18 protein-coding genes are annotated in these 21,005 nt (G+C 61.0%); 8 read left to right on the forward strand and 10 right to left on the reverse strand.

The genetic code is table 11. The features are described from left to right. Nucleotides 1–11 precede the first annotated feature (11 nt). The 7 genes from flgJ (at nt 12) to ACZ5IL_RS16605 (ending at nt 5,957) form a co-directional block, all read left to right on the forward strand. Nucleotides 12–344: a flagellar assembly peptidoglycan hydrolase FlgJ gene (gene flgJ / locus ACZ5IL_RS16575; protein ID WP_464596924.1), complete on the forward strand. Its 333-nt coding sequence runs from the start codon at nt 12–14 to the stop codon at nt 342–344. Then, on the forward strand, nt 341–832 hold the full coding sequence (locus ACZ5IL_RS16580) for a hypothetical protein (protein ID WP_464593177.1): 492 nt from the start codon (nt 341–343) through the stop codon (nt 830–832). Before flgJ ends, ACZ5IL_RS16580 begins: the two co-directional genes overlap by 4 nt. 139 nt (nt 833–971) lie before the next feature. Further along, complete coding sequence (locus ACZ5IL_RS16585; RefSeq protein ID WP_464593179.1) at nt 972–1,475, forward strand: RNA polymerase sigma factor; 504 nt, start codon at nt 972–974, stop codon at nt 1,473–1,475. A 6-nt stretch (nt 1,476–1,481) separates the two neighbouring features. After that, nucleotides 1,482–1,685, forward strand: a complete 204-nt coding sequence (locus ACZ5IL_RS16590) for a hypothetical protein (RefSeq protein ID WP_464593181.1) — start codon at nt 1,482–1,484, stop codon at nt 1,683–1,685. A 78-nt stretch (nt 1,686–1,763) separates the two neighbouring features. Next, complete coding sequence (locus ACZ5IL_RS16595; RefSeq protein ID WP_464593183.1) at nt 1,764–2,720, forward strand: FecR family protein; 957 nt, start codon at nt 1,764–1,766, stop codon at nt 2,718–2,720. A gap of 104 nt (nt 2,721–2,824) precedes the next feature. Continuing rightward, on the forward strand, nt 2,825–5,278 hold the full coding sequence (locus ACZ5IL_RS16600; RefSeq protein WP_464593185.1) for a TonB-dependent siderophore receptor: 2,454 nt from the start codon (nt 2,825–2,827) through the stop codon (nt 5,276–5,278). Between the two features lie 313 nt (nt 5,279–5,591). After that, nucleotides 5,592–5,957, forward strand: a complete 366-nt coding sequence (locus tag ACZ5IL_RS16605; RefSeq protein ID WP_464593187.1) for a hypothetical protein — start codon at nt 5,592–5,594, stop codon at nt 5,955–5,957. Nucleotides 5,958–5,967: 10 nt separating this feature from the next. On the opposite strand, the gene ACZ5IL_RS16610 is transcribed toward ACZ5IL_RS16605, so the two are convergent. The 4 genes from ACZ5IL_RS16610 to ACZ5IL_RS16625 all read right to left on the reverse strand — a co-directional run bounded on the left by ACZ5IL_RS16610 (nt 5,968) and on the right by ACZ5IL_RS16625 (nt 10,709). Beyond that, complete coding sequence (locus tag ACZ5IL_RS16610; protein WP_464593189.1) at nt 5,968–6,333, reverse strand: hypothetical protein; 366 nt, start codon at nt 6,331–6,333, stop codon at nt 5,968–5,970. A gap of 26 nt (nt 6,334–6,359) precedes the next feature. Beyond that, complete coding sequence (gene flaF, locus ACZ5IL_RS16615; protein WP_425908795.1) at nt 6,360–6,725, reverse strand: flagellar biosynthesis regulator FlaF; 366 nt, start codon at nt 6,723–6,725, stop codon at nt 6,360–6,362. 303 nt (nt 6,726–7,028) lie between these two features. Beyond that, nucleotides 7,029–8,645: a flagellin N-terminal helical domain-containing protein gene (locus ACZ5IL_RS16620; protein WP_464593191.1), complete on the reverse strand. Its 1,617-nt coding sequence runs from the start codon at nt 8,643–8,645 to the stop codon at nt 7,029–7,031. Nucleotides 8,646–9,137: 492 nt separating this feature from the next. After that, a complete protein-coding gene (locus ACZ5IL_RS16625; RefSeq protein ID WP_464593193.1) occupies nt 9,138–10,709 on the reverse strand; it encodes a flagellin N-terminal helical domain-containing protein in 1,572 nt (523 codons plus the stop codon). A gap of 356 nt (nt 10,710–11,065) precedes the next feature. Between ACZ5IL_RS16625 and flbT the strand changes: the two genes are divergently transcribed. After that, complete coding sequence (gene flbT / locus ACZ5IL_RS16630) at nt 11,066–11,491, forward strand: flagellar biosynthesis repressor FlbT (protein WP_464593195.1); 426 nt, start codon at nt 11,066–11,068, stop codon at nt 11,489–11,491. 45 nt (nt 11,492–11,536) lie between these two features. Here flbT and ACZ5IL_RS16635 read toward each other — a convergent pair whose 3' ends face one another. The 6 genes from ACZ5IL_RS16635 to ACZ5IL_RS16660 form a co-directional block, all read right to left on the reverse strand. Next, nucleotides 11,537–12,994 (reverse strand): pyridoxal phosphate-dependent decarboxylase family protein, encoded by a 1,458-nt coding sequence (locus ACZ5IL_RS16635; protein WP_464593197.1) that lies wholly within the window; start codon nt 12,992–12,994, stop codon nt 11,537–11,539. 330 nt (nt 12,995–13,324) lie between these two features. After that, entirely contained in the window at nt 13,325–14,830 is a 1,506-nt protein-coding gene (locus tag ACZ5IL_RS16640; protein ID WP_464593199.1) for a flagellar biosynthesis protein FlgL, read from the reverse strand. 29 nt (nt 14,831–14,859) lie between these two features. Further along, nucleotides 14,860–16,722: a flagellar hook-associated protein FlgK gene (flgK, locus tag ACZ5IL_RS16645; RefSeq protein WP_464593201.1), complete on the reverse strand. Its 1,863-nt coding sequence runs from the start codon at nt 16,720–16,722 to the stop codon at nt 14,860–14,862. A gap of 39 nt (nt 16,723–16,761) precedes the next feature. Beyond that, the gene (locus ACZ5IL_RS16650; protein ID WP_464593203.1) at nt 16,762–18,582 is read right to left on the reverse strand and encodes a flagellar hook-basal body complex protein; all 1,821 of its coding nucleotides are present in this window, start codon (nt 18,580–18,582) and stop codon (nt 16,762–16,764) included. 306 nt (nt 18,583–18,888) lie between these two features. Next, complete coding sequence (gene msrB, locus ACZ5IL_RS16655; RefSeq protein WP_464593205.1) at nt 18,889–19,404, reverse strand: peptide-methionine (R)-S-oxide reductase MsrB; 516 nt, start codon at nt 19,402–19,404, stop codon at nt 18,889–18,891. 134 nt (nt 19,405–19,538) lie between these two features. After that, complete coding sequence (locus ACZ5IL_RS16660; protein ID WP_464593207.1) at nt 19,539–20,972, reverse strand: NAD(P)/FAD-dependent oxidoreductase; 1,434 nt, start codon at nt 20,970–20,972, stop codon at nt 19,539–19,541. Between the last annotated feature and the right edge of the window lie 33 nt (nt 20,973–21,005).

Raw genomic sequence — 21,005 nt, forward strand, 5'->3', positions numbered from 1 at the left:
GCACCCCTCGCATGAAGCCGATGCTGAACGGCCGCCCCGATCCACAGCTCGCGCGAGCGCTGGAACACGTCCCTCCGCGGTCAATAGAGAAAGCCAAAGCAACCTCGGAGGATTTCGAGGCGATGTTCCTCAATTCCATGTTTTCGCAAATGACGTCCGGGTTGAAGGGCGAAGGCCCGTTCGGCGATACGCCAGGCACCGGAGTGTGGCGCTCGATGCTCACCGAGCAGTATTCCAGATCGTTCGCCAAGGCCGGCGGCGTCGGCATCTCCGACACGGTGTTCCGCGCCCTGATCATGCAACAGGCGAGCCAGACCAAGCCAAGCTCAAAGGAGAGCGCATGACACCGAAGTCCCGGGATCCGCAGGCGTCCCTTCTCCCGCCTCCCGTATCGACGCCAGCGGACGCACGCAAGCTCGCCGACAACATGCTCGACATCATGAACGCGCTGCTCGCCGTCATCGAGCGCGAGACCGAGTTGGTGCGCGCCGGCAAGATTCGGGAAGGCATGGCGCTCGAGAGCCGGAAAACAGAACTATCGCGCCGCTACGTCGACGCCATCAGGCAATTCAAAACCAGCCAAGTCTACATGACTCAGTCGACGCCTGACCTGCTGACGGCGCTGCAACGCCACCACGACACATTCCGCGCCATGCTCCAGGTGAATCTCACGGTGCTCGCTACCGCGCACGCGGTTTCGGAAGGAATCGTTCGCGGCGTCAGTGCCGAAGCGCAGCGCCGCGCCACGCCGCAGACCTATACGGCAAGCGGACAGCGCAGCGCACCCTCGCGCCAGCACATGAGCCCCCTCGCAGTCAGCCGTTCGCTTTAACGCGCGAACCGGCAGCGACCATGATCCGGCGAGCTTAGAACCAATCCAGTCAGGCGATATTGCAAGGAAATTACCCATTCGGTAAAGCCGGACCTGGATTGCGTGAGCACCGTGCAATCGAGGGGATAAGGCCCGGCCCGTGTCGTTTGATATCCAAGATCTTTTCCGGCGACACAGCAAGGAGCTGACCCGCTTCCTGCGCCGACGCGTGCCGTCTGCGGAGGCGGCTGCGGATCTGACCCAGGAAGCATTTCTCGCACTCTGGTCGGCGCGCACCCGCACACCCATAACCAATGGTCATGCGTATCTGTTTCGCACGGCGACCAACCTGGCGATCAACTACAATCGCCGTCAACGCATCCTGTCTTTTGTCGATGATCCGGAGACGGCGCTTGCGACGCTTACGGACGACACGCCGTCGGCCGAGCAGGTCCTGTTGTCCCGGCAGGAACTGAAGATCGTTTATGCGACGTTGAATGAATTCCCGCCGGCTCATCGCGCGGTTTTCATTCTGTCACGCATCGACGGCCGGACTTTCGATGACATCGGCCGGATGCTCGAAATCCAGCCCAGGACAGCGTTCGGCCATATGGTGCGCATCCTCGCCCGGATGAAACTGCGCCTCGATGAAGCGCGGCGGTAAAGCACGTTGCGTTTTGATGAAAACGCCCTGTTCCGTCATGGCGGCATGAAGACAATCACGGGCGGCTGGTTCCGTCTAAAGGATTCTCTGGCAGCACCTCAGAAATTCGCCTCTCCCGATTGTCATATACTAGAGCGTTTTCAAGCGAAGTGGATACCGGTTCGCGTGAAGAAAACGCGTCAAAACAAAAATTTAGAGCTTCGCTTCTGATTCAACCAGAAGCGAAAATGCTCTAGAACGCGCAGGCACAAACTCCGGTTGTCTGCGCCGTCCGGGAGATTTGCTTGCATGGAACGTGCGGACGATAATCAGGTGACCGACGATCCCGACCATGTCCGGATTGTCGAGGAGGCGGCGGTCTGGTTCGCCACGATGCATGGCGGCAAGCCTTCCGGCAGCGACAAGACCGCATTGAAGGCGTGGCTCGCGGCCGATCCGCGCCACGCTGAAGCCTATGCGGATATCGACAGGCTGTGGACGGGCGCGATCGAGCTCCCGGGAATGAAGGATCGCCACTTCTCCGCACAAAAAGCGCTGACGCGCCGCAGGCTGGGCAAGGCCGTAATCATCGGTGCGGTCGGCGTCGGAGTATGGCGATATCTGGCGAGCCACCCGTTTGCGGATTTCCGGACTACGACCGGCGAACGCCGCACCGCGACTCTCGCCGACGGATCAATCGTCGATCTCGCGGCCGAAACAAAGCTGTCGGTGGCTTTCACGCGCGAGCGGCGCGGCCTCACGCTTCACGACGGCGAAGCCTTTTTCACGGTTGCGAAGGACACCGGACGGCCATTTATCGTCGAGGCTGGATCGGGGCGCACAACCGCACTCGGCACGGCATTCGGCGTCGACTATCGCGATGACAGCGTGACCGTCGCCGTGACGGAGAGCGCCGTCGACGTCGCGCTCGGGAGTAACTCCACCCAGGTTTCTGCCGGCTCACTGGTCACCTACGACAGCCGCCATATCGGAGAGCCGCGGCCATCGGAAACCGGAACCGAACTTGCGTGGCGGGAGGGACGGCTGATCTTCACGCAAGCACCTCTCGGGCAAGCCGTGCAGGCGCTCAACCGCTGGCGCTCGGGACGCATTGTCGTCATGAGCAACTCGCTTGCAGAGCGTCCGATCACGCTCATTGTCAACCTCAACCGCACGGAGACAATCGTGGCGCAACTCGCAGAGGCGCTGCCGATCCGGATTGTTGCCGCCACGCCATACCTGACCCTGTTGTTTCCTGCCGACTGATTTTTTTTGCGCCGGGCCTCAAAATTCCAAACCGTCGATTTGTCTGACTCTGTAACCGCGCTCCGGCATCTCTGCCGGAGCCTGTGTATAGGGGCTTTAGGGGTATGAGAAGCGGGGCAGGAAAAGGGCTGGTCGCGGAAGCATGGGCTGGAGCCTCGAACGGGTGGGTAGCTTGTCTGCTTCTATCGACGGCCCTGACAACAGGCGTAATTGGTGTTGCGAACGCTCAGGCGCCGGGATCGAACGCGCCTGTCGCGGCCCCGGCTGCAAGTTATAATTTCTCTATTCCTCCCCAGCCACTTGCCGGCGCGATCTCCGCCTTCTCCCGTGTCACAGGCATTGATGTTATCGGCGACGGTGGCATCGCGCGCAGTGTCCAGTCGTCCGGCGTATCGGGCAATCTCACTCCACAGCAGGCGCTGACCCGCCTTTTAGTGGGAACGGGTCTCAGTTATCGTTTTACGAATGCCTCAACCGTTGCAATCCAGAAGCCAAACGCGGACGGCAGTATCGGCGCGATGCCGGCCGATGCGATCTCACTCGACACCATCGATGTACAGGGCGAGACCGCATGGGGACCGGTTGACGGTTATGTCGCGAGCCGTAGCGCAACCGGCACCAAGACCGACACGCCGCTGATCGAGGTACCGCAGTCCATCTCGGTTATCACGCGCGACCAGATCGAGACGCGGAAACCGAACAGCGTCAATGATGCCTTGAGTTATTCGCCAGGCGTATTTGCGGAAGCCAACGGTTATCAGTCTGTTGCAAGGTATTTTATGCGCGGCTTTCAGGGCAACGAGGCTAACGGCTCCTTCTACCTGAATGGTTTGCAGACCACGGGGCTTCAGACCGAGACATACGGCGTTGAGCGTATCGAGGTGATGCGTGGCCCATCGTCGGTGCTCTATGGGCAAGGGCAGCCGGCCGGTATCGTGAACCTGGTGACGAAGCGTCCGACCGAGCAGACCATTCGCGAAGTGCAGCTTCAAGGCGGATCGTTCGATTACAAACAGGGGGCATTTGATTTCAGTGGCCCAGCCAATGAAGATAAAACGCTTTTATATCGTCTGACTGGCCTCGTTCGTAATGCGAATACGCAGATCGATTTTTCAAAAGACGACCGGATATTCATCTCCGGAGCGGTAACATGGCGTCCCACCGATGCAACGGATTTAACGCTGTATAGCCATTATCAGAAGAACAGCTATAACTGGAACTATGGAGTTCCTGCACTTGGATCGGCATTACCGAATCCGAATGGCCGAATTCCGAATACGCGTTTTGTGGGAGAGCCTGGATACACAGGGAATATCTCCGAGCAGGCCCGGCTTGGATATAACCTTGAGCATCAGTTCACCGACAGTATTAAATTCCGGCAGAATTTTCTTTATGTAAAATCGAATATATCGGAGCTTGGGATCTTTCCGACCGGTCTCGGCGCCGACTTACGCACGATGACACGCATGTACAATCCCCAGCAAGGTACACGCGACGATATTGCCGTCGACAATCAAGCCGAATTCAAAGCGCACATCGGACCTTCGAAACATACGATACTGCTTGGTGTCGGTCACAGCCGGCGCATATTGGACAATCGTACCGGATTCGGCGCAGCGTCTCCCCTAGATGTCTTTAATCCGGTTTATGGCCAGCTTCTCACCCCTCCTGCGCTAGGATCGGACACGGACAGGGTGCAGACTGCTTGGCAGACGGGCCTCTATCTGCAGGATCAGATCAAGCTCTATCAATGGATACTGACGCTCGGCAGTCGCTACGACTGGGCGACGTTGGATACGTTCGATCGCAAGGCAGTCACAGACGAAACTCGAAGAGACCAAGCGCTCACCAAGCGAGTTGGGCTCGGCTACGAGTTCGAGACCGGGCTTGTGCCGTATGTAGGTTACTCTGAGTCGTTTACGCCGGTCACAGGCGCAGCTTTCGACGGCACACCCTTCAGGCCGGAAGCTGGTCAACAGTACGAAGTCGGCATCAAGTACCAGCCACCGGGCACAAAAATGCGCTTCGCAGCAGCGGTCTATGATCTTCGGCGTCAGAACGTTCTCACACCGGATCCAGACCCGACTCATGGTGGGAGATCGATTCAAACCGGGGAGGTCACATCGCGCGGTCTTGAACTGGAAGCCGTAGCCAACTTGACCAATAATTTCAGTCTGAACGCTACGTATACCTACAACGACACCAGAGTCACAAAGAGCAACAACGTCGATTTTGGTAAGCGTCCGGCGCGGACGCCGCAACACATCGCCTCACTCTGGGCCGATTACGCCATTCGCGAAGGTGCGCTGAACGGTCTCGGCTTCGGCGCAGGCGTCCGCTATGTCGGAGCCAGCGAGGGCGATTTCACCAACACCTTCGAGGCCCCCGCCTACACGCTGGTCGATGCCATGATCCGATACGACGTCGACAGCTGGCGCTTCTCCGTCAACGCCAGCAACCTGTTCGACAAATACTACGTCGCAGCCTGTTTCTCGATGGCGCAGTGCAATCTTGGCCGGGCACGCACTATCCTCGGAACCGTGACCTATCGCTGGTAGCTCTCCCGCCAACGCCTCCCAACATCGGCGGCGCCCGATCGCGCTCGCCGTTCCAATCAGGTTTACGCAGGACGAACTCGGGCCCGAACGGCATCGGCTCCGGCACTGCAACCGAAACCAACTCCCGCTCGAAGAGCGAGTAGCCTCGCTGAGGAGACCTGCCCTCGCATATTCCATCCAGTTTGAATCAAATTTCTGCACTCACGGCATCACCTCATTGAACACGTTTTCTAACGCGGCGTTGAGAGACAGGCGCTAGGCTTGCGTTCTAAAGGGGGGTGGGATTTGACTCGACGGGAGCCTGGAGGCGACCATGGGTACGGATTTCAGTATCAAGCCGGTTGGCGCGCCGGTGGCGGCACCAGTCGTTCAGCCGGCAAGCCCGGCCGCGGACGATGCGGTGGCGACTCAACTTCCGCCGAGCAAAAGCGTCACGGCAGCGGACATCAGCACGCGCGCCCGCAATGACCTGCGGACCTCCGGTGATACGCTGTCACGGCAGGTGGTGGTCGATCGTGACGCCGCCTCGGTCGTCTACCAGGTCGTCGATCGCCGGACGAGCCTCGTCGTGAAGCAGTTTCCCGAAGAGGCGATGCTGCGGCGACGCGCATATTTCCGCACGCTTGATTTGATGAACACTGAGCGCGAACCCTCGGCCGCCACCGATCGACGCGCCTAGAGCCGTATGCTCAGTTCTGATGGACGTAGGCGTTCTCGAGCGTGCTTGCACCCGTCGCCGGATTACTCATGACAGTGCTGACCTTCGCGGTGCCAGCCTTTGTCAGCACGAACTTTGAATCACCGACCCGGAACGAATTGTTCTTTATCAGAACGTCCTGATACTTGATCGTGCTTCCGTACTGGTACTTGGCCTTGGCGCGGAAACCATTGACGCCGGAAATCGTCACGGAAAACGGCTTCTGGTTGGCGTACTTGCCGCTCCATGTGCCTTCGAAAACCTTGGGATCGACGTTAACATACCTTCCGGTGTTCAGATTGACGTTCTGACCGACCGTTGTGTAGTTCGATGCCAGGATGTTTAGGACGTCGGCCAATGATCCGGCTCCGTCTGTGACGGGGATTACGCTCGACCCGACAAGCCGGCTGCGAGATTGCAGTTGATGTCGATCAGCGCCGTCAGCTTTGCAGGGTCTGGATTTATCTGCATGTCGACTGTCTGCTTCATCACGAAAACGCCGATGTTGGCGATGTTCTGACGGACCTCCAACGGCTGCGGGTTACTCTCGCTGTCCGCCGCACTCATAAAGATCGACCACAAACGGCGGTTGAACAGCAGCGCCTTTTGCATGTCATTGTCGGGCCCTTTCCAGTTATCCTGGATCTCCCGAAGCTGCCGCGCCGCCTTCAGTAATGCCTGCGCCTCGATTTCACGCGGAGACGACGAGGTTTGAGCCGTCCGGGCATAGGCTTGTGCAGCATTCGACATCTAAACCTCGGGGGAAAAAGAAAGGGCGCACGCAACTTCGCGTTGCCGAACGTCTATCAGCACCACCTTTAAAATGGGTTACCCGGTGTTTTCACATGCGTCAGAAAAATGGCAAATACAGCGGGTTCTGCAATGGTGCCGCTTTGCTCCTGACTGGAATTAGAAACAAAGTTTCTAGATTGTTATTCTGACGCGTTTCGTTGCGAGTGGCTCTTTCAGTTTTCACATTCGCCGGAGCATTCACTGAAACAGGATGCAAACTTCGAAAAGCGAACCTGGCGACATCATGCCCGAGCCTGGTCATCAGCGTAGCAATTGCAGGACGCTCTGCTGTGACTGGTTGGCCAGCGCCAGTGCGGACACCGCGATCGACTGACGGGTTGCCAAGGCTTGGCTGTTTGCCGCTTCCTCGTTGGTGTCGGCGAGGGTCAGGTTCGATGAGCCGGTCTGCAACACGTTGATCAGGTTCTTCGAGAAGTCCTGACGGATCTGCACGATCGACAGGTTCGAACCGAGCGTCGAAGCCTGCGTGCGCAGGGTGGTCGACGCTCTGTCGAGGCTGGCGATCACGCTGTTGGCCGAGCCGTTGTCCAGGAAGTCGATGCCCACCGTCAGGGCCGACAGTCCAAGGCCAGCTGCATTCATGTTGGTGCCGGTGATCGTGAGCGTGGACTTTGCGGTCTCGTTGAAGATGAGCTTCAGCGTGTCGCCGCTCAGCAAATTGATGCCGTTGAAAGACGAATCCGCTGCCGTCGTGTTTATTTGCTGAATGATGTTGTTGTATTGACTGACGAGGCCGGCGCGAGCCGCCTGAACCGCTGAATCTTGAACGGGCGCGCCAGCGACAAGGCCGTTGAACGCATATCCCGCGCCAGCCGCGGTCCCGCCGATTGCACCGATGGTCTCGGCGGCGGCCTCGTTGGCGGTCGAGATCGTGATGACGCCTGCCGAATTGATCGTGGCCTGGAGATTGTTTGAAGCAAGCTGCGCATTCAGGTCGTTAAGGGTCCTGACGGTACCGTTGGTGCCGTCTCCGAACGTGATGTTGGTCGCAACGCCGCCACCGGTTGCCCCGATTGTCAGCGTCTTGCCGTCGAGATTCCCCGCGCCCCCGCCGCGCGCCGTCGTTCCCGCGCTCAAGCCTAGCTTTGCGAGCACGCCGGCCGGCGTGGAATCCGTCAGCGTCAGGTCATGAGCGATACCGGTGTTGAGCGCGATCTGCCCGCTGCCGTTGACTGTCGATGCCGTGGCGGGCGTGGTGTTGCCGTTCAGCGTATCGATCACGCCGGTCAACGCGCTGAGCGTCTGGTCGATGCCGATCGTGACGTTTCCCGAAGGGTCGGTCGTCGCCGCGCCGGACGCCGCGAACGTGATGGTCTTGCCGTTGACGGAAAAGCTCTCGCCGGCTGCGGGGCCAGTCGGCGTCGCAACCGCGCCGTCGGTCAGCGCGCTGATAAGGGTTGCGCCGGTCGCGGCGGCGTTGGCGGTGCCGGTCTTTAGGGCGGTGCCGGGCGTTGCGGCGACATTTGTGAACGGTGTCGTGCCTCTGAGATCAAGCGCGGTCGCGCCCGTTACGGGAAGACTTTCCACCGACGACTTCTGTGAATAGCCGACCTGGGATTGCAAAACCTGATTGGCGACCGACTTCGCTGTGTCCACCAGCTTCTGCAGCGAGGTCAGGCCGGTATTGGCCGCCTGCAGCACCTGTATGCCGTTGCCGATGCCGTCAAGCAGATTGCTGATATCGTTGGCGCGGTTGTCGAGCGCTGCTGCCGTGAAATAATTGGTCGGGTTGTCGAGGGCCGTGTTGACCTTCTTGCCGGTGGAAAGACGGTTCTGCGTTTGCGCCAGCAGATCGGCGGTAGACTGCAGCGAGAGCAAATTCTGGCGAACGGATGCCGAGAGAACGATGTCGGACATGACTGGCCTTCCCTAACCTGCGCGGACGCCAACTCGCCCCGAGAGCCGGTCCTGGTCGGAAAGGTGAACAACACGTTTTAATTTATGGTTAATCCCGGATTAATCCCCGCTCGATCGTCGCGGCCACAAGAAAGCAATCGTGACGTTCGCGGCGCGTCACGTGCCTTCTGAACTCAAGCGGCAGAATGCAAGGCGGATGAGGGTTTTATCCCACTATGTTAACTGCGAAATTCAACAGCTCGGAGGCATCGCCCCACGAGCAATTTTCGCCGTCCTTTCAAAACCTCATGAACAATCACTGACAATCCGGCTTCAGAAGAATTGGACAGCCGGCAAAGCTATTCCGCTTTGATGAAATCAAACCCGAACCCTTAGCTTTTTTGTTTGATGGGTTTCTTCACGCGAACCTCGTATCCAATTCACTCGAAACGCTACAATAAAAAAACGGCGGGGTTTCCCCCGCCGTTTCCGTCGTCTGATATGCGTTTGCGATCAGCGGAGCAGCTGCAGCACGCTCTGCTGCGACTGGTTGGCCAACGCGAGCGCCGACACCGCGATCGACTGGCGGGTGGCCAGCGCCTGGCTGTTCGCCGCTTCCTCGTTGGTGTCAGCCAGCGTCAGGTTGGACGAGCCGGTCTGCAACACGTTGATCAGGTTCTTCGAGAAGTCCTGACGGATCTGAACGATCGACAGGTTCGAACCGAAGGTGGAAGCCTGCGAGCGCAGCGTGCCGGACGCGTTGTTGAGTGAGTCCAGAACCTTGTTGGTCGAGGCGTTGTCGAGGAAGTCGGTGCCCTTGACCAGCGACGCGAGGCCGAGGCCAGCCGGATCGAAGGTCACGCCCTGAATGGTCAGGGTGGACTTGCCGGTTTCGTTGAACACCAGCTTGAGCTGATCGCCGTTCAGCAGGTTGACGCCGTTGAAGGACGAATCCTGCGCGGTGGTTTTGATCTGGTCGATCACCGCGTTGTACTGGCTGATCAGCGTAGCGCGGTTGTTCTGCGCGTTGGCGTCTTCCACCGGCGCACTCACCGTCACGGCCGCTCCGAACAGGCCTGCACCAGCAGCAACCGCCGTACCACCGAACGCACCGATCGTCGCATGAGCGTGATCGTTGGTGGTGGTGAAGGTCAGCGCGCCAGCCGTGCTGATCGAGGCCGTCAGGTTGTTCGCGGCCAGCGCCGTGTTCAACTGATCGAGGGTCGTCACGCCGCCCGTACCGAAGGTGATGCTGGTCGCGGTGCCACCGTCGGTCGCGGCAATCGTCAACGTCTTGCCATCAAGCGCAGCCGGAGCGCCGGGGGTGCGGGCCGTGGTTCCCGCGGTCAGGCCAAGCTTGGCAAGGCCCGAGCCGCTGACGGTCAAATCGCTGGCCGTACCGGTGTGGAGCGTGATCGCACCGGCCGCAAGCGTCGATGTGCCGCCGGTAATCGAATTGATCTTGGCGATCACGTCGCCGACGGTGTCGGTGATGTTAAGGTCGTTACCTGTCGCACCCGAAGCCACGAAGTTGATCGTCGTGCCGTTGACGACGATGGTGTCACCGGCAACGAAGTCGGTCGTGATCGAATCGGACGCGGCAGCGCCCGACAGCGTGGTGGCCGCCGTCATCGCAGGCGTGCCGGCCGCCTTGGTAAGGGTACTGGTGCCCGGGGCAGCAGCAGCGTCGGTCGGAGCGCCGCCCGGTCCGAGCAGGTTGTCAGCGGTCGCGCCGGTGATGGCGGCGGTGGTTGCCTGCGACTTGGTCGAATATCCGGTGGTCGCCTGAAGCGCCTGGTTGGCGATCGACTTGGCCGTGTCGACCAGCTTCTGCAGCGAGGTGATGCCGGTGTTGGCAGCCTGCAGCACTTGCACGCCGTTGCCGATCGAGTCGAGCAGGTTGTTGATGTCGCTGGCGCGGTTGTTGAGGCCCTGCGCGGTGAAGAAGTTGGTCGGGTTGTCGAGCGCCGAGTTGACCTTGTTGCCGGTGGCAAGACGGTTCTGCGTGGTGGAGAGCAGATCAGCGGTTGACTGGAGGGAAAGCAGGTTCTGGCGAACCGATGCGGAGAGAACGATTTCGGACATCTTTCATACCTTTCTGGTGTGAATACACATACGCCCATACGCCGAAGATCCTCGGCGAGGCGCCACACTGGTGTGAAGACTCTAAGAAAGCATGAAGCCAATCGCAGACTCGCGCGGCTGTTCGGCCGGCGGTCGAAGCGAGCGCATGGCCTTGATTCGCGCTGGTATGGGCGGGATTCAAGGACATTTCCTTTCCGGTGGCCGCCGCCGACGTTTACCCGGCGTTAACCACAATCGGGAAGGATCACGGCCAGACTGTCCGCGATGCTCGCGCCGACGCAGCCGTCCGCCGCATTTCGCAGCGAATGGCAGTGCCGTGCGTTCCGGCACGCTTCATTCAATGACAGGAAACCGTCATGGCGCTGAAAGTCGAACTGAAGCCGCATGAACGCATCATCATCGGCGCCTGCGTTGTCACCAACACCGACCAGCGCGCGCGACTTTTGATCGACGGCGACAAGATTCCGATCCTCCGCGAGAAGGACATTTTGACGCCCGAAACGGCGGACACACCCGCCAAGCTGATCTACCTCTCGGTGCAACTGATGTACTTGTCGCCGGAGCCACAGATCAATCACGGCACGTATTTCAGCCTGCTGCGCGACATCATCACCACCATGCCGGGCGCGTGGCCGATCATCGAGGGCATCAATAACGACATCCTCAACGGCGACCTCTACAAGGCGCTGAAGGAAGTCAAGAAACTGATCGCCTACGAAAAGAAGCTGGCGGGTATGAGCGACAGCACCGATCACGCCGATAACAGGCGACGGTCCGCCTGACATCGCTCTCATAGGCGCCGGCGCGGGCGCGCGGCCGTCCCGGCTTCAGGTTTCGCGCGCGCCGAATTCCAGCACCGCTGATACCAGCGCTTCGATGTCGCGCATTCCGGTGCGATGATTGACGATCGCCGCGCGGATCGCGAGACGGCCGTCCAGCATGGTCGTGGACGGCGCTGCGATTCCGGACTCGTGCAGCGATGCGACGATTTCCGCATTGACCCTGTCGGCATCGTCGGCCCGATAGCGGAAGCACACGATGTTGAGCTGCACCGGCGCGAGCAGTTCGAGTTTTGGTTCGGCCGCGATCTTCGCTTCCAGGCAGCGCGCCAGCGCGCAGGTCCGGCCGATCATCGCGCCGAGCCTTTCGGTGCCGTAGGCTTTCAACGTGAACCACGTCTTCAAAGCGCGAAAGCTGCGGGACATATCCGGGCCGTAGTCGCATGGCCACGGCGAGCCCGCCGCAAGCCCGCGTGTTTCCCGGCGCAGATAGGCTACCGGCGCTGCAAATGTACGGCGGTGCTGCTCGCCGTCGCGAACGAGAAGGAAGCCCGCGTCGTAGGGCACCTGTCCCCATTTGTGGAAATCGAAAGCAATGGAGTCGGCGCTCTCAATTCCCGCGAAACGAGGTGCAATCTCCGGCGACAAGACCCCGAGAGCGCCGAATGCGCCGTCGATATGCAGCCATAGTTTCTCGTCGCGGCACACGCCATGCAGCGCCGCGAGATCATCGATCGCCCCAATGTCGACTGTTCCCGCCGACCCGATCACCAGAAATGGTTCAAGTCCCGCGGCGCGATCGGCGGCGACCTGCGCACGCAACGCGTCGGCATCAATGCGATGACGGCGATCGACCGGAATCCGCCGCAGGGCGTCGGTGCCGAAGCCTGCGAGGTCCATGGCCTGTGCAATGCAGCCGTGCGTCGCAACCGATGTATAGGCGATGAGACCGGCGCCGCGATCCAACAGGCCCCGCTGGCGCACGGACGGGCCGATTCGCGCTGAACGCGCCACCAGAATTCCCATCAGGTTCGCCATCGACGTTCCCGTGACGAAGATGCCGCTCGCGGTATCGGGAAAGCCGAACATCTGCCGAACCCACAGAACGATCTGCCGCTCGACTTCGATCGGCATCTGATCGCGGCCCGCGACATTGGTATTCAACCCCGCCGCCAGCATTTCGGCCAGCATCCCGACAGCCGTGCCGCCGCCGTTGACCCATCCCATGAATCCGGGGTGGACATTCCCGGCGGTGTACGGCGCGATATACTCGGCAAACTCCCGATAAATGTCGGCGACATCGGCGCCCTCTCGCGGCAGCTCTTCGCGGAAACGAGCGCGCGTTTCCGCCGGTATCGGCCGCCATACCGGGCGCTCGCGAACCTTGGCTATATGATTGAACATATCATCGAGCATCCGATGCCCCTCCGCTCGAAGCTTGTTCCAGTCGTCTGGATCGAGCGTTTCATCGGCTTCCGGCAGCGTGTCGCGCGATGCAGGCTTCATGATGCGCGCTCCCCGCCGCACGCGATCATCGTGCACGGCGCATCGAAATGACGAAGGACGAATTCAATCTCAAAGCTGCGCATGAAACGTGCTTCCTTGCCGCGCGCAAAAGGGCTTCTGACCGGCATTTCCCGATGGGCTGATAAACCGTCGCGCCTACCCGCTCCAGTTCCACCTAGAGCATCTTCGTTCGAAAACGCTATAGGGAGGCGGGCAAGTCCCGGCAGCGCGGAATTCCCAATGAGTAACGCACCATGACGGGTTTTGGAACGGGTTTATCGTTCCTTCGCCAGGGCTGAAGCTATCCTGCTCCGGACGTAACTAATAACGTCAGATGAATTTTACCAGGCTGAGCTGCGAGAGCATCGCCGTGGTCTGGTATGACGCCTGCAGGTCGGTTTGCAGCGCCAACAACTGACTCGCAACCTCGTCGGTAGAGACATTCTCCGCCTGGTCGATGATATTCTGCATGGTCGCTTGCGTCAGTTTCTGCCGCGCGGTCGCATCCTTCATCACGGTCTGCGCGTTGGCGAGGTCGACCTGGATGTCCCGGATATTCTGGCTGCCGGGCGCGATCGTCAGATTTTGCGCAACGCGCGAGTTGAGCGCCGAAATCTGGTCAGCCGCGTTCGGATCGGTCGGCGATGTCGTCACCGCCGCGAGAACCGCAACGGATTCCATCAGCGAACGGATGGCGTCCTCGTTCGCGCGCATACCATACTGCACCGTCACCGAAGGATCGACCCGCACGGTCGAGGTTGCGCGCGCCGACCCGGCTCCGGCGTCGCCGGTGTACCACTGCACGGTATCGGCGGCGGTGCCGTTCACCGCGGCCGTGGCGGTCGCGAGCGTTGCGGGCGGCGTAATGTCGACGCGCTGCGGCGGCTGATCGAAGAAATCATGCGTCGCGCGGATAGCGGAGGCCGCGACCAGCGATGTCTTTGCCAGCGTTCCGACCGAGCTCGTCAGTGCGGCGTTGAGATTGGCAGCGGTTGCGGCAGGCGTCCCGCCGATCGCAAAGCTGCCGGCAGGCGTCGGGACTGTGCTGGAGGCTGTCAGTTGCACTGTCTCGCTGGTGCCGTCCGGAAGATTGAAGGTGAAGCTCACCGCGTCGCCGTCGGCCGGGTTGGTGGCACCGAGATCGATTGAAATGGCGGGAGGCGTTCCGGCCGGACCTGTGACAGTGGCCCCTGTCAATGACGACGACACCGATTGCAGTTTCATGCCGTAAACTGAAGGCGATGCATCCTCCGCGACCGACACTGAAGTCGCCGTCGGCGAGGAAATGTTGAGACGGCCGAGGCCGCTGGCACCGAGGTCGGCCTGGTTGCGCTCGGAGATGACCTGCTTCAACCCGGCCTGCCCGACCCCATTGCCGTTCAGGATCAGATCCGACGCGGCCACCGGCTGAGTATAGATTGCGCTGCCGGAAAAGATGTAGCGGTCGCCGGCTTGCGTATTCAGGATGCCGACCACTGACGAAAATTGCGCGACCGCGGTCTGCTGGCCTGCGGTCTGTCCGGCGCTGTTCAGCACCTGCGATCCGCTGTTCGCGGCATTCTGCAACTGCGTACCGATGTCGGAGAGCGCCTCCAGCGCCGTATTGGCGACTCCAATGTTGGTGTTGATCTTCATCATGGTGTCGGTATACGCGGCGATGTTCGACAGTTGCGCGCGCGCCGCGATCGCAAAGCCTTCGTTGGCGCCCATGCCCGAGTAGGTGGTCGCACGCTTGCCGCTCGTGAGTTGGTTCTGCAGATCGGCCATCTGCGTCTTGAGGTTCTGGATCGAGCCACCAAGGATGGTGTTGCCGAAGCTGATTCCGTTGATCGCCATGCGAACCGCCTTTTACGCCGTCGTTACAATTATGCCTGCAGCAGCGTCTGCATCATGCTCTGCACCACGGTCATCACATGCGCATTCGCCGCATAGGAATTCTGCAACGCGATCAGATTGGTCATTTCGGAGTCCATGTTCACGCCGGACTTGGCGTCAAACTTCTCCTGCAAAGTATTGACGACGATGTCCTGGCCTTGCGCGACCTGCTTCGCTGTTGTCGCCGTGCCGCTCTGCAAGCTGACGAACTGCTGCAGGAACGATGGCAATGTACCCTGAAACGGCGCGGCCGCCGCGCCGAGGCCGGTGTTTGGAGAGTATGTGAAAGTGGCTGACGTCAACCGGTCGAAGATGAAGTCGGAGCGCGTGGTGTCGCCGGCGGGCGTCAGCGGCGAGGTGTTGTAGACCGTGAGCTTCGAGGGATCGGCGAGCAGCGCGGCGTTGACCTGAATGCGCCCCGCCAGCCCGGTGATCTGCGACGCGGAGCCTGTGATCGCGCCGGTATAGAGCGAGGCACGGTCGGTGAAGAAAGGCAGTTGCGGACTGCCCGAGGTCAGCGACTGCACTGTCGTCGTGGTCGATGCCGCGGTCACGGTCGACGCACCCGAGCCGTCGTCAACCACCCGCAACTGCGACCCGGAAGCGGAAAACGTCAGATGCGACGTAGCTCCTAGTTGCGCATTCAGTTGCGACACGATCGAAGCGAGCCCGCCCGAGAAATCGACGCCGATCACCCTGTCGTTTGGATTCGAGGCCGTGTTCGGAAGCGGCAGCGCGGTCGGATCGTCCACCCGCACCACGGTAACGGTGTGCGAGACGTTGCTGGAGTCGGTGTAGGTGACGTTGAACGCGTTGCCCGGCAGCACGCTGGAGAGACCGGTGTCGAATCCCGACGGCGGTCCGGCCACCGGCACGCCGCTCGTGGTGACGTCCGACAATGCGCTGGCGAGCGTCGCCGCCATCTGGTCCACCTGGTTCTGTGCCTGCACCAGAACCTTGTCACGCAACTGGACATCGGCGGCGATCTGACCGGAGTTGATGCCTTGCAAGGCGATCATGTCCATCTTCGCGCCGTTCGGGAGCTGGCAGATGATGGTGCCGACGCTCGACTTCGCGGGATCCGCGTCCCATCGCGAGTTCGCGGTAAGCGAGGACTGCGCGTTGAACGTCAGCGTTGAAGCGTACACACCGCCGACGAGCTGGATGCCAGACGTGGTGAATACCGAGGTCTGATTGACGCCATCCGTCGTCACGCGGATGTCCATCAACCTTGAAAGCTGATCGATCGCTGCGTCGCGCTGATCCATCAGCGTCGCGGCCGCTGGGTCCTGAGCACTCAAGCTTTGCAGCTTCTGATTGAGCTCCGCGATTTGTTGCATCGCCGCGTTGGCCTGAGAGACCGACACAGACAGGTCCTGTTCGGCATTGGATCGCAGCGCCTGAATTCCATCTGTGGTCGCGTTGAGCTGTTGCGCCAACGCCTGCGCGGCGTTCAGCACCGACGACTGCGCCGCAGGATTGCCTGAACTCGCCGACAGTGCCTGTAATGCCGAGGTGAACCTATTGTAGGCTGCCTCCAGCGTTCCTTCGTTGCCGGGGGCGCCATAAACGTTCTGCAACTGACCGAGCACTCCGGCGATCTGATTTGCATAAGCGCTACCGCCATTTTCCGTGCGCAACTGCGACTGGACATAGGCGTCAAGCGTGCGGTTGACGCCGATAATGCGGACGCCGGAACCGGTGCTGCCGGTAACGATCTGGTCCTGCACCAGCGTCTGCGCGACGTAGCCCGGCGTGTTCGCGTTGGCGACGTTGCCAGACACGATCGACAGCGCGGCCTGGTTGGCGCGCAAGCCGGACATCGCGATGGAGAGGGCCGAACTCAAACTCATCTTTTTGCCCGCCTCGAAGCCGGATCAATCGCGTCGCGATTATCGCAGCACGTTCAGGAGATCCTGAACCATACTGTTCGCGGTGGTGATGACTTTCGTATTCGCCGAATAGGCTTGCTGGGTCACGATCAGTTTGGTGAACTCGTCGGCGATATCGGTGTTGGAGCCTTCGAGCGATGAGCCGCTGATGTGCCCTGCCGCACCCGCAATTGCGGGCCCCGATTCGTCGGTCACCGCATATGCGCCGCCGTCGAGTGCCTTAAGGTAGTTGGTGCCGTTGAAGTGCGACAGCGACACCTGCGCGAGAGACAGGTTCTGCCCGTTCGAGAAGGTGCCGACCACAATACCGTCATTGTTGACGGCGACCGATTGCAACTGTCCAGCGGCGTAGCCGTTCTGGTTGATCGAATTGATGGTGGCGTTGCCGCCGCTGCTGGCATACTGGGTCAGACCGCCAGAGCCGATATTCAGCGTGAGATTGCCGAGCGACTGAGACCCGACACTGACGCTGGGAATGGTGACGGACGACCCGACCGGGCTCGAAAGCTGGCCGTTGGTGCCGAAGGTGAAATTGGTGCCGACGTTGATCCACGCCGCTTGCGTGCCGGTGGCGTTCGGATTGGCCTGGTAAAACAGGTTCCAGGTATCGGCATGCCCGGCGCCGAGCGAGGCGCTGTCGGTCTTCGCCCAGCGCAGTTGCAGGTTCACCGCCGTCCCGGTTGCATCATAGGCCGTGACCGCGCCGCCGCTGATCGATTGCTGCTGGAAAATTGTCTGGTCGTTGGCGATCACCACGCCGGCGCCGGGGGTGCCGCCGCCGCCGCGCGCGACGTTGGTTGTCGCGCCAAAGCCCATCGCCGTCCAACCGGCTGAGGCGCTCGTCACCGAGAGGTCCTGCGCGGTGCCGGTATGCAGGGTGATTGCGCCGGTGCCGGCATTGATCGTCGGAGCCTGGCCGGTGATCGCGCCGATCTTGCCCAGCAGATCGCCGACGGTGTCGGTGATGTTAAGGTCGTTACCTGTCGCACCCGAAGCCACGAAGTTGATCGTCGTGCCGTTGACGACGATGGTGTCACCTACCGCGAATCCGCCCGGCAACGAGTCGCTCGGCGCCGTGCCCGACAAAAGCGTCGCGTTGGTGATCGCGACCGCGGGCGTCTGCTGATTGGTCGCCGGCGACCCAGTTATGGTGTTGTCGGTATAGGGCGGGGCCGGTGTGCCGACCACAAGCGGATTGAAATTGGTCGTGAAGTCGGACGGGTTCAATCCGCCGGCCGCCGTGATGCTCCCGACCGGCGCGGTCGGGCTCGACAGCGTTCTCGGCACCGCCGGAAGATTGGCGGCGTATTGCACCGTCGTCGTGGCTTGCGCCGGAACGAAGCTATTCTGGAATTTCAGCACCTGCGGCACATTGCCGAGCGGGTTGCCGGTCTTGGGATCGACCGTTACGCCCATCAGATAGTAGCCGGCGCTGTTGACCAGATGGCCGTAAGCATCGACCTGAAAATCGCCGCGCCGCGTGTAGTAAGTCACGCCGGAAAACTGCGGCTGGTTGTCGACCCGTCCCGTCGGCGCCTGGACGTTGAAGAAGCCATCGCCGTTTATCGCCATGTAAGTGCCAACCGTCGAGGCGGACACCGTTCCCTGACTGCTGATGGTTGGCGTCGCATAGGCGGTTACGCCGCCGGCAACCTGGCGATTGGGGGTGGTCGAATCCGGGATCAGGTCAACGAAGGCGGTGGTGATACCCTTATAGCCTGTGGTCTGGGAGTTCGCGATGTTGCCGGAGATATTCTGAAGTGCAAAGGACTGTGCCTGCAAACCGCCGACCGAAGTATTCAGTGCGTCAAAAATACCCATACGTCGTCTCCAACTCGATCCAGGCTGCCCAAAACGCAAGGTACGCCTCGCCGCGGCCGGCAAAAGACGTCGCAATCTCCATGCCAACGGAAGAGACAAATTATTTCAGCAGGTTAGCTCAAGGCCCGGACTTCAAAGCGCGGGAATTCTTGCCTTGCCCGGCAACTCTTGCCGAGAAGAGTCTCGCGATGGCGAGCGCTCGAGACCTATTTTTGCGAGAGGTCCGGTTCGCTGTCTTCGGAACATATGAATCGCCGGGCCGAGCCCGGCCATCACGATCTCCATCCGGGATGAAGCAAACGAACTTTACGTCGCCGATGGCGAAGCAGGATGGAAGACGAGCGCCAATCCATCCATGCAGTATCGCAGGCCCGTGGGTTTCGGCCCGTCGTCGAAGACATGGCCGAGATGGCCGCCGCAGCGGCGGCAATGCACTTCGGTCCTCGCCATCCCAAGCGTTGTGTCGGTAGATTTTCCGACCGCGTTGTCGAGCGGCTTCCAGAAGCTGGGCCAGCCGGTGCCGCTTTCGAATTTCGTCTCGGACGAATAAAGCGGCAGGCCACAACCGGCGCAGGCAAATATGCCCTTGCGATGCTCCTTGAGCAGGGGACTGGAGAAAGGCGGCTCGGTGCCGTGCTCACGCAGGATGTGATACTGCTGCGGCGTAAGTTGCGCCCGCCATTCGGCATCGGTCTTTTCGATCTCGAACTTTCGCGAAACCTCCTTCCCGGTCGCCCCAGCGAATTCACTCCCCGGCCAGCGGAGGCCCAACAGGCCCGCGAGACCGGCGGCGGATGCGAGCAGGATGCGGCGATCGATCATGGTTGTCTCCGTGCAAGCGAGAACCGATTCACCTGCATCTCATACGGGACGACCTGGGCAAAGTTGCACGGACGTGTCGGGAATGTTCTCACGTTCTTGCGAGGTGGTTTCCGGAAGCGTTTGGCTTCCTCCCATTAGCGGGGAGAGCTTGAAGAGCCACCCGCTCCTGTTTCCCCGGAATCATTTGGCGCCAGCGTATGATGAGCCGCGGATCGCCGCGGACGCGATCCCGTCTGGCGATTGGCCGCATTCAGCCGCGCCTGCCGCGCCCGCTCGCGATAGCGCGCCAGCGTGCCGGCGGCGGCGGATCGCGCTTGCATGGCCATGCTGATCGCATAGCCTGCCGCGCGTCCGGTCATTCCGCCCGCCCATACGAGTTCGAACGGCGCAAACAACCGCCAGCGGTCGTCTCCTTCCAGCATGCCGCGGGCGATCAGTTGCCCGGCCATCGCCGAGGTATTCAGCCCCTGCCGGCCGAAGCCGCTCGCAACCCACAGTCCAGGCCGTAACTGGCCGACCTGCGGCATACCGTGCACGGTCTGACCGACCGCGCCGCAGAAAGCCTTCGCGATCTCGACAGTACCGAGTTGCGGGAAGATGGTATGGATGCGCTTGCAGATCGCCCCGGCATGGCGCTCCGGCCGCGCCTCCCAGGTCGTTTCCGGGCTCGCCCACATCAGCCTGTCGCCATCAACGATCCGAAAATGATCGATCCCGTCAGTGTCGATGACAGAGCCCTTAAACCTCGTCACCTCGGCGAGCCGCTCGCCCAACGGCGAAGTGACGGCGGCATACCGCCAGACCGGCACCAGAGTATCGGACAATCGCCGCAACGCTTCGCCAAGATGGACATTACCCGCAAGCACGACGTTGGAAGCCCGCAGCCGCGCCCGCGGCGTCGTAATGCGTTTTCGAATCCCGGCCGAATCGATGCTAACCACCGGCGTCTCTTCGAAGATGCGAGCACCGGCCTTGCGCGCGAGCTCCGCGAGGCCGTGAACATATTTGCGACCGTCGATCTGGAACGCTCGCGGATAATGCACCGCGTGAAAATACCGGTCGGTGCGTAAGGTGTCGCGGACACGATCGATCTGCCACCCCTCCGCCTCGGTCGCAAAATCCTCGCTTAGCATTTGCAGTTGGCTGATGAGCCGCTCACCGGCATCGACATTGGAAACCTCAAGCGCGCCTTCCGTGAGTCCGACTCCCGGAATGACATCTTCAGCGGCATGGGCGCGAACATAATCGGCACCCTGCTGCGACAGCGACCAGAGTTCGTACGCATCATCGAAACCGACGCGCGCGATCAAATCGGAAAGCGGCAGTCCATAGCCCGGCATCGCCGTGCCGAGATGATGGCCGGACGCACTCCAGCCAACATGGCGGCCCTCGAGCACGACGACGCTTGCGCCTGTCCGCGCCGCCTCCAGCGCCACGGTGAGGCCGGCCAGGCCGCCGCCGACGACGCAGATTTCAACGTCGAGATCGAAAGTCAGCTGCTCGCGCCGCTGCGCCGCGGACTCCGCGTCACCGGGACCATCGGCCGCAACTATGCTATCCGAAATCATGACGTTTCCTACCACTACCCCTGTGACCTTGTC

It is taken from the genome of Nitrobacter sp. CN101 (assembly GCF_055390255.1).

Coding starts and splice junctions, on each gene's coding strand:
- flgJ (WP_464596924.1), top strand. CDS start 12: ATGAAGCCGATGCTGAACGGCCGCCCCGATCCACAGCTCGCGCGAGCG.
- ACZ5IL_RS16580 (WP_464593177.1), top strand. CDS start 341: ATGACACCGAAGTCCCGGGATCCGCAGGCGTCCCTTCTCCCGCCTCCC.
- ACZ5IL_RS16595 (WP_464593183.1), top strand. CDS start 1,764: ATGGAACGTGCGGACGATAATCAGGTGACCGACGATCCCGACCATGTC.
- ACZ5IL_RS16600 (WP_464593185.1), top strand. CDS start 2,825: ATGAGAAGCGGGGCAGGAAAAGGGCTGGTCGCGGAAGCATGGGCTGGA.
- ACZ5IL_RS16605 (WP_464593187.1), top strand. CDS start 5,592: ATGGGTACGGATTTCAGTATCAAGCCGGTTGGCGCGCCGGTGGCGGCA.
- flaF (WP_425908795.1), bottom strand. CDS start 6,725: ATGTCGAATGCTGCACAAGCCTATGCCCGGACGGCTCAAACCTCGTCG.
- ACZ5IL_RS16620 (WP_464593191.1), bottom strand. CDS start 8,645: ATGTCCGACATCGTTCTCTCGGCATCCGTTCGCCAGAATTTGCTCTCG.
- ACZ5IL_RS16625 (WP_464593193.1), bottom strand. CDS start 10,709: ATGTCCGAAATCGTTCTCTCCGCATCGGTTCGCCAGAACCTGCTTTCC.
- flbT (WP_464593195.1), top strand. CDS start 11,066: ATGGCGCTGAAAGTCGAACTGAAGCCGCATGAACGCATCATCATCGGC.
- ACZ5IL_RS16635 (WP_464593197.1), bottom strand. CDS start 12,994: ATGAAGCCTGCATCGCGCGACACGCTGCCGGAAGCCGATGAAACGCTC.
- ACZ5IL_RS16640 (WP_464593199.1), bottom strand. CDS start 14,830: ATGGCGATCAACGGAATCAGCTTCGGCAACACCATCCTTGGTGGCTCG.
- flgK (WP_464593201.1), bottom strand. CDS start 16,722: ATGAGTTTGAGTTCGGCCCTCTCCATCGCGATGTCCGGCTTGCGCGCC.
- ACZ5IL_RS16650 (WP_464593203.1), bottom strand. CDS start 18,582: ATGGGTATTTTTGACGCACTGAATACTTCGGTCGGCGGTTTGCAGGCA.
- msrB (WP_464593205.1), bottom strand. CDS start 19,404: ATGATCGATCGCCGCATCCTGCTCGCATCCGCCGCCGGTCTCGCGGGC.
- ACZ5IL_RS16660 (WP_464593207.1), bottom strand. CDS start 20,972: ATGATTTCGGATAGCATAGTTGCGGCCGATGGTCCCGGTGACGCGGAG.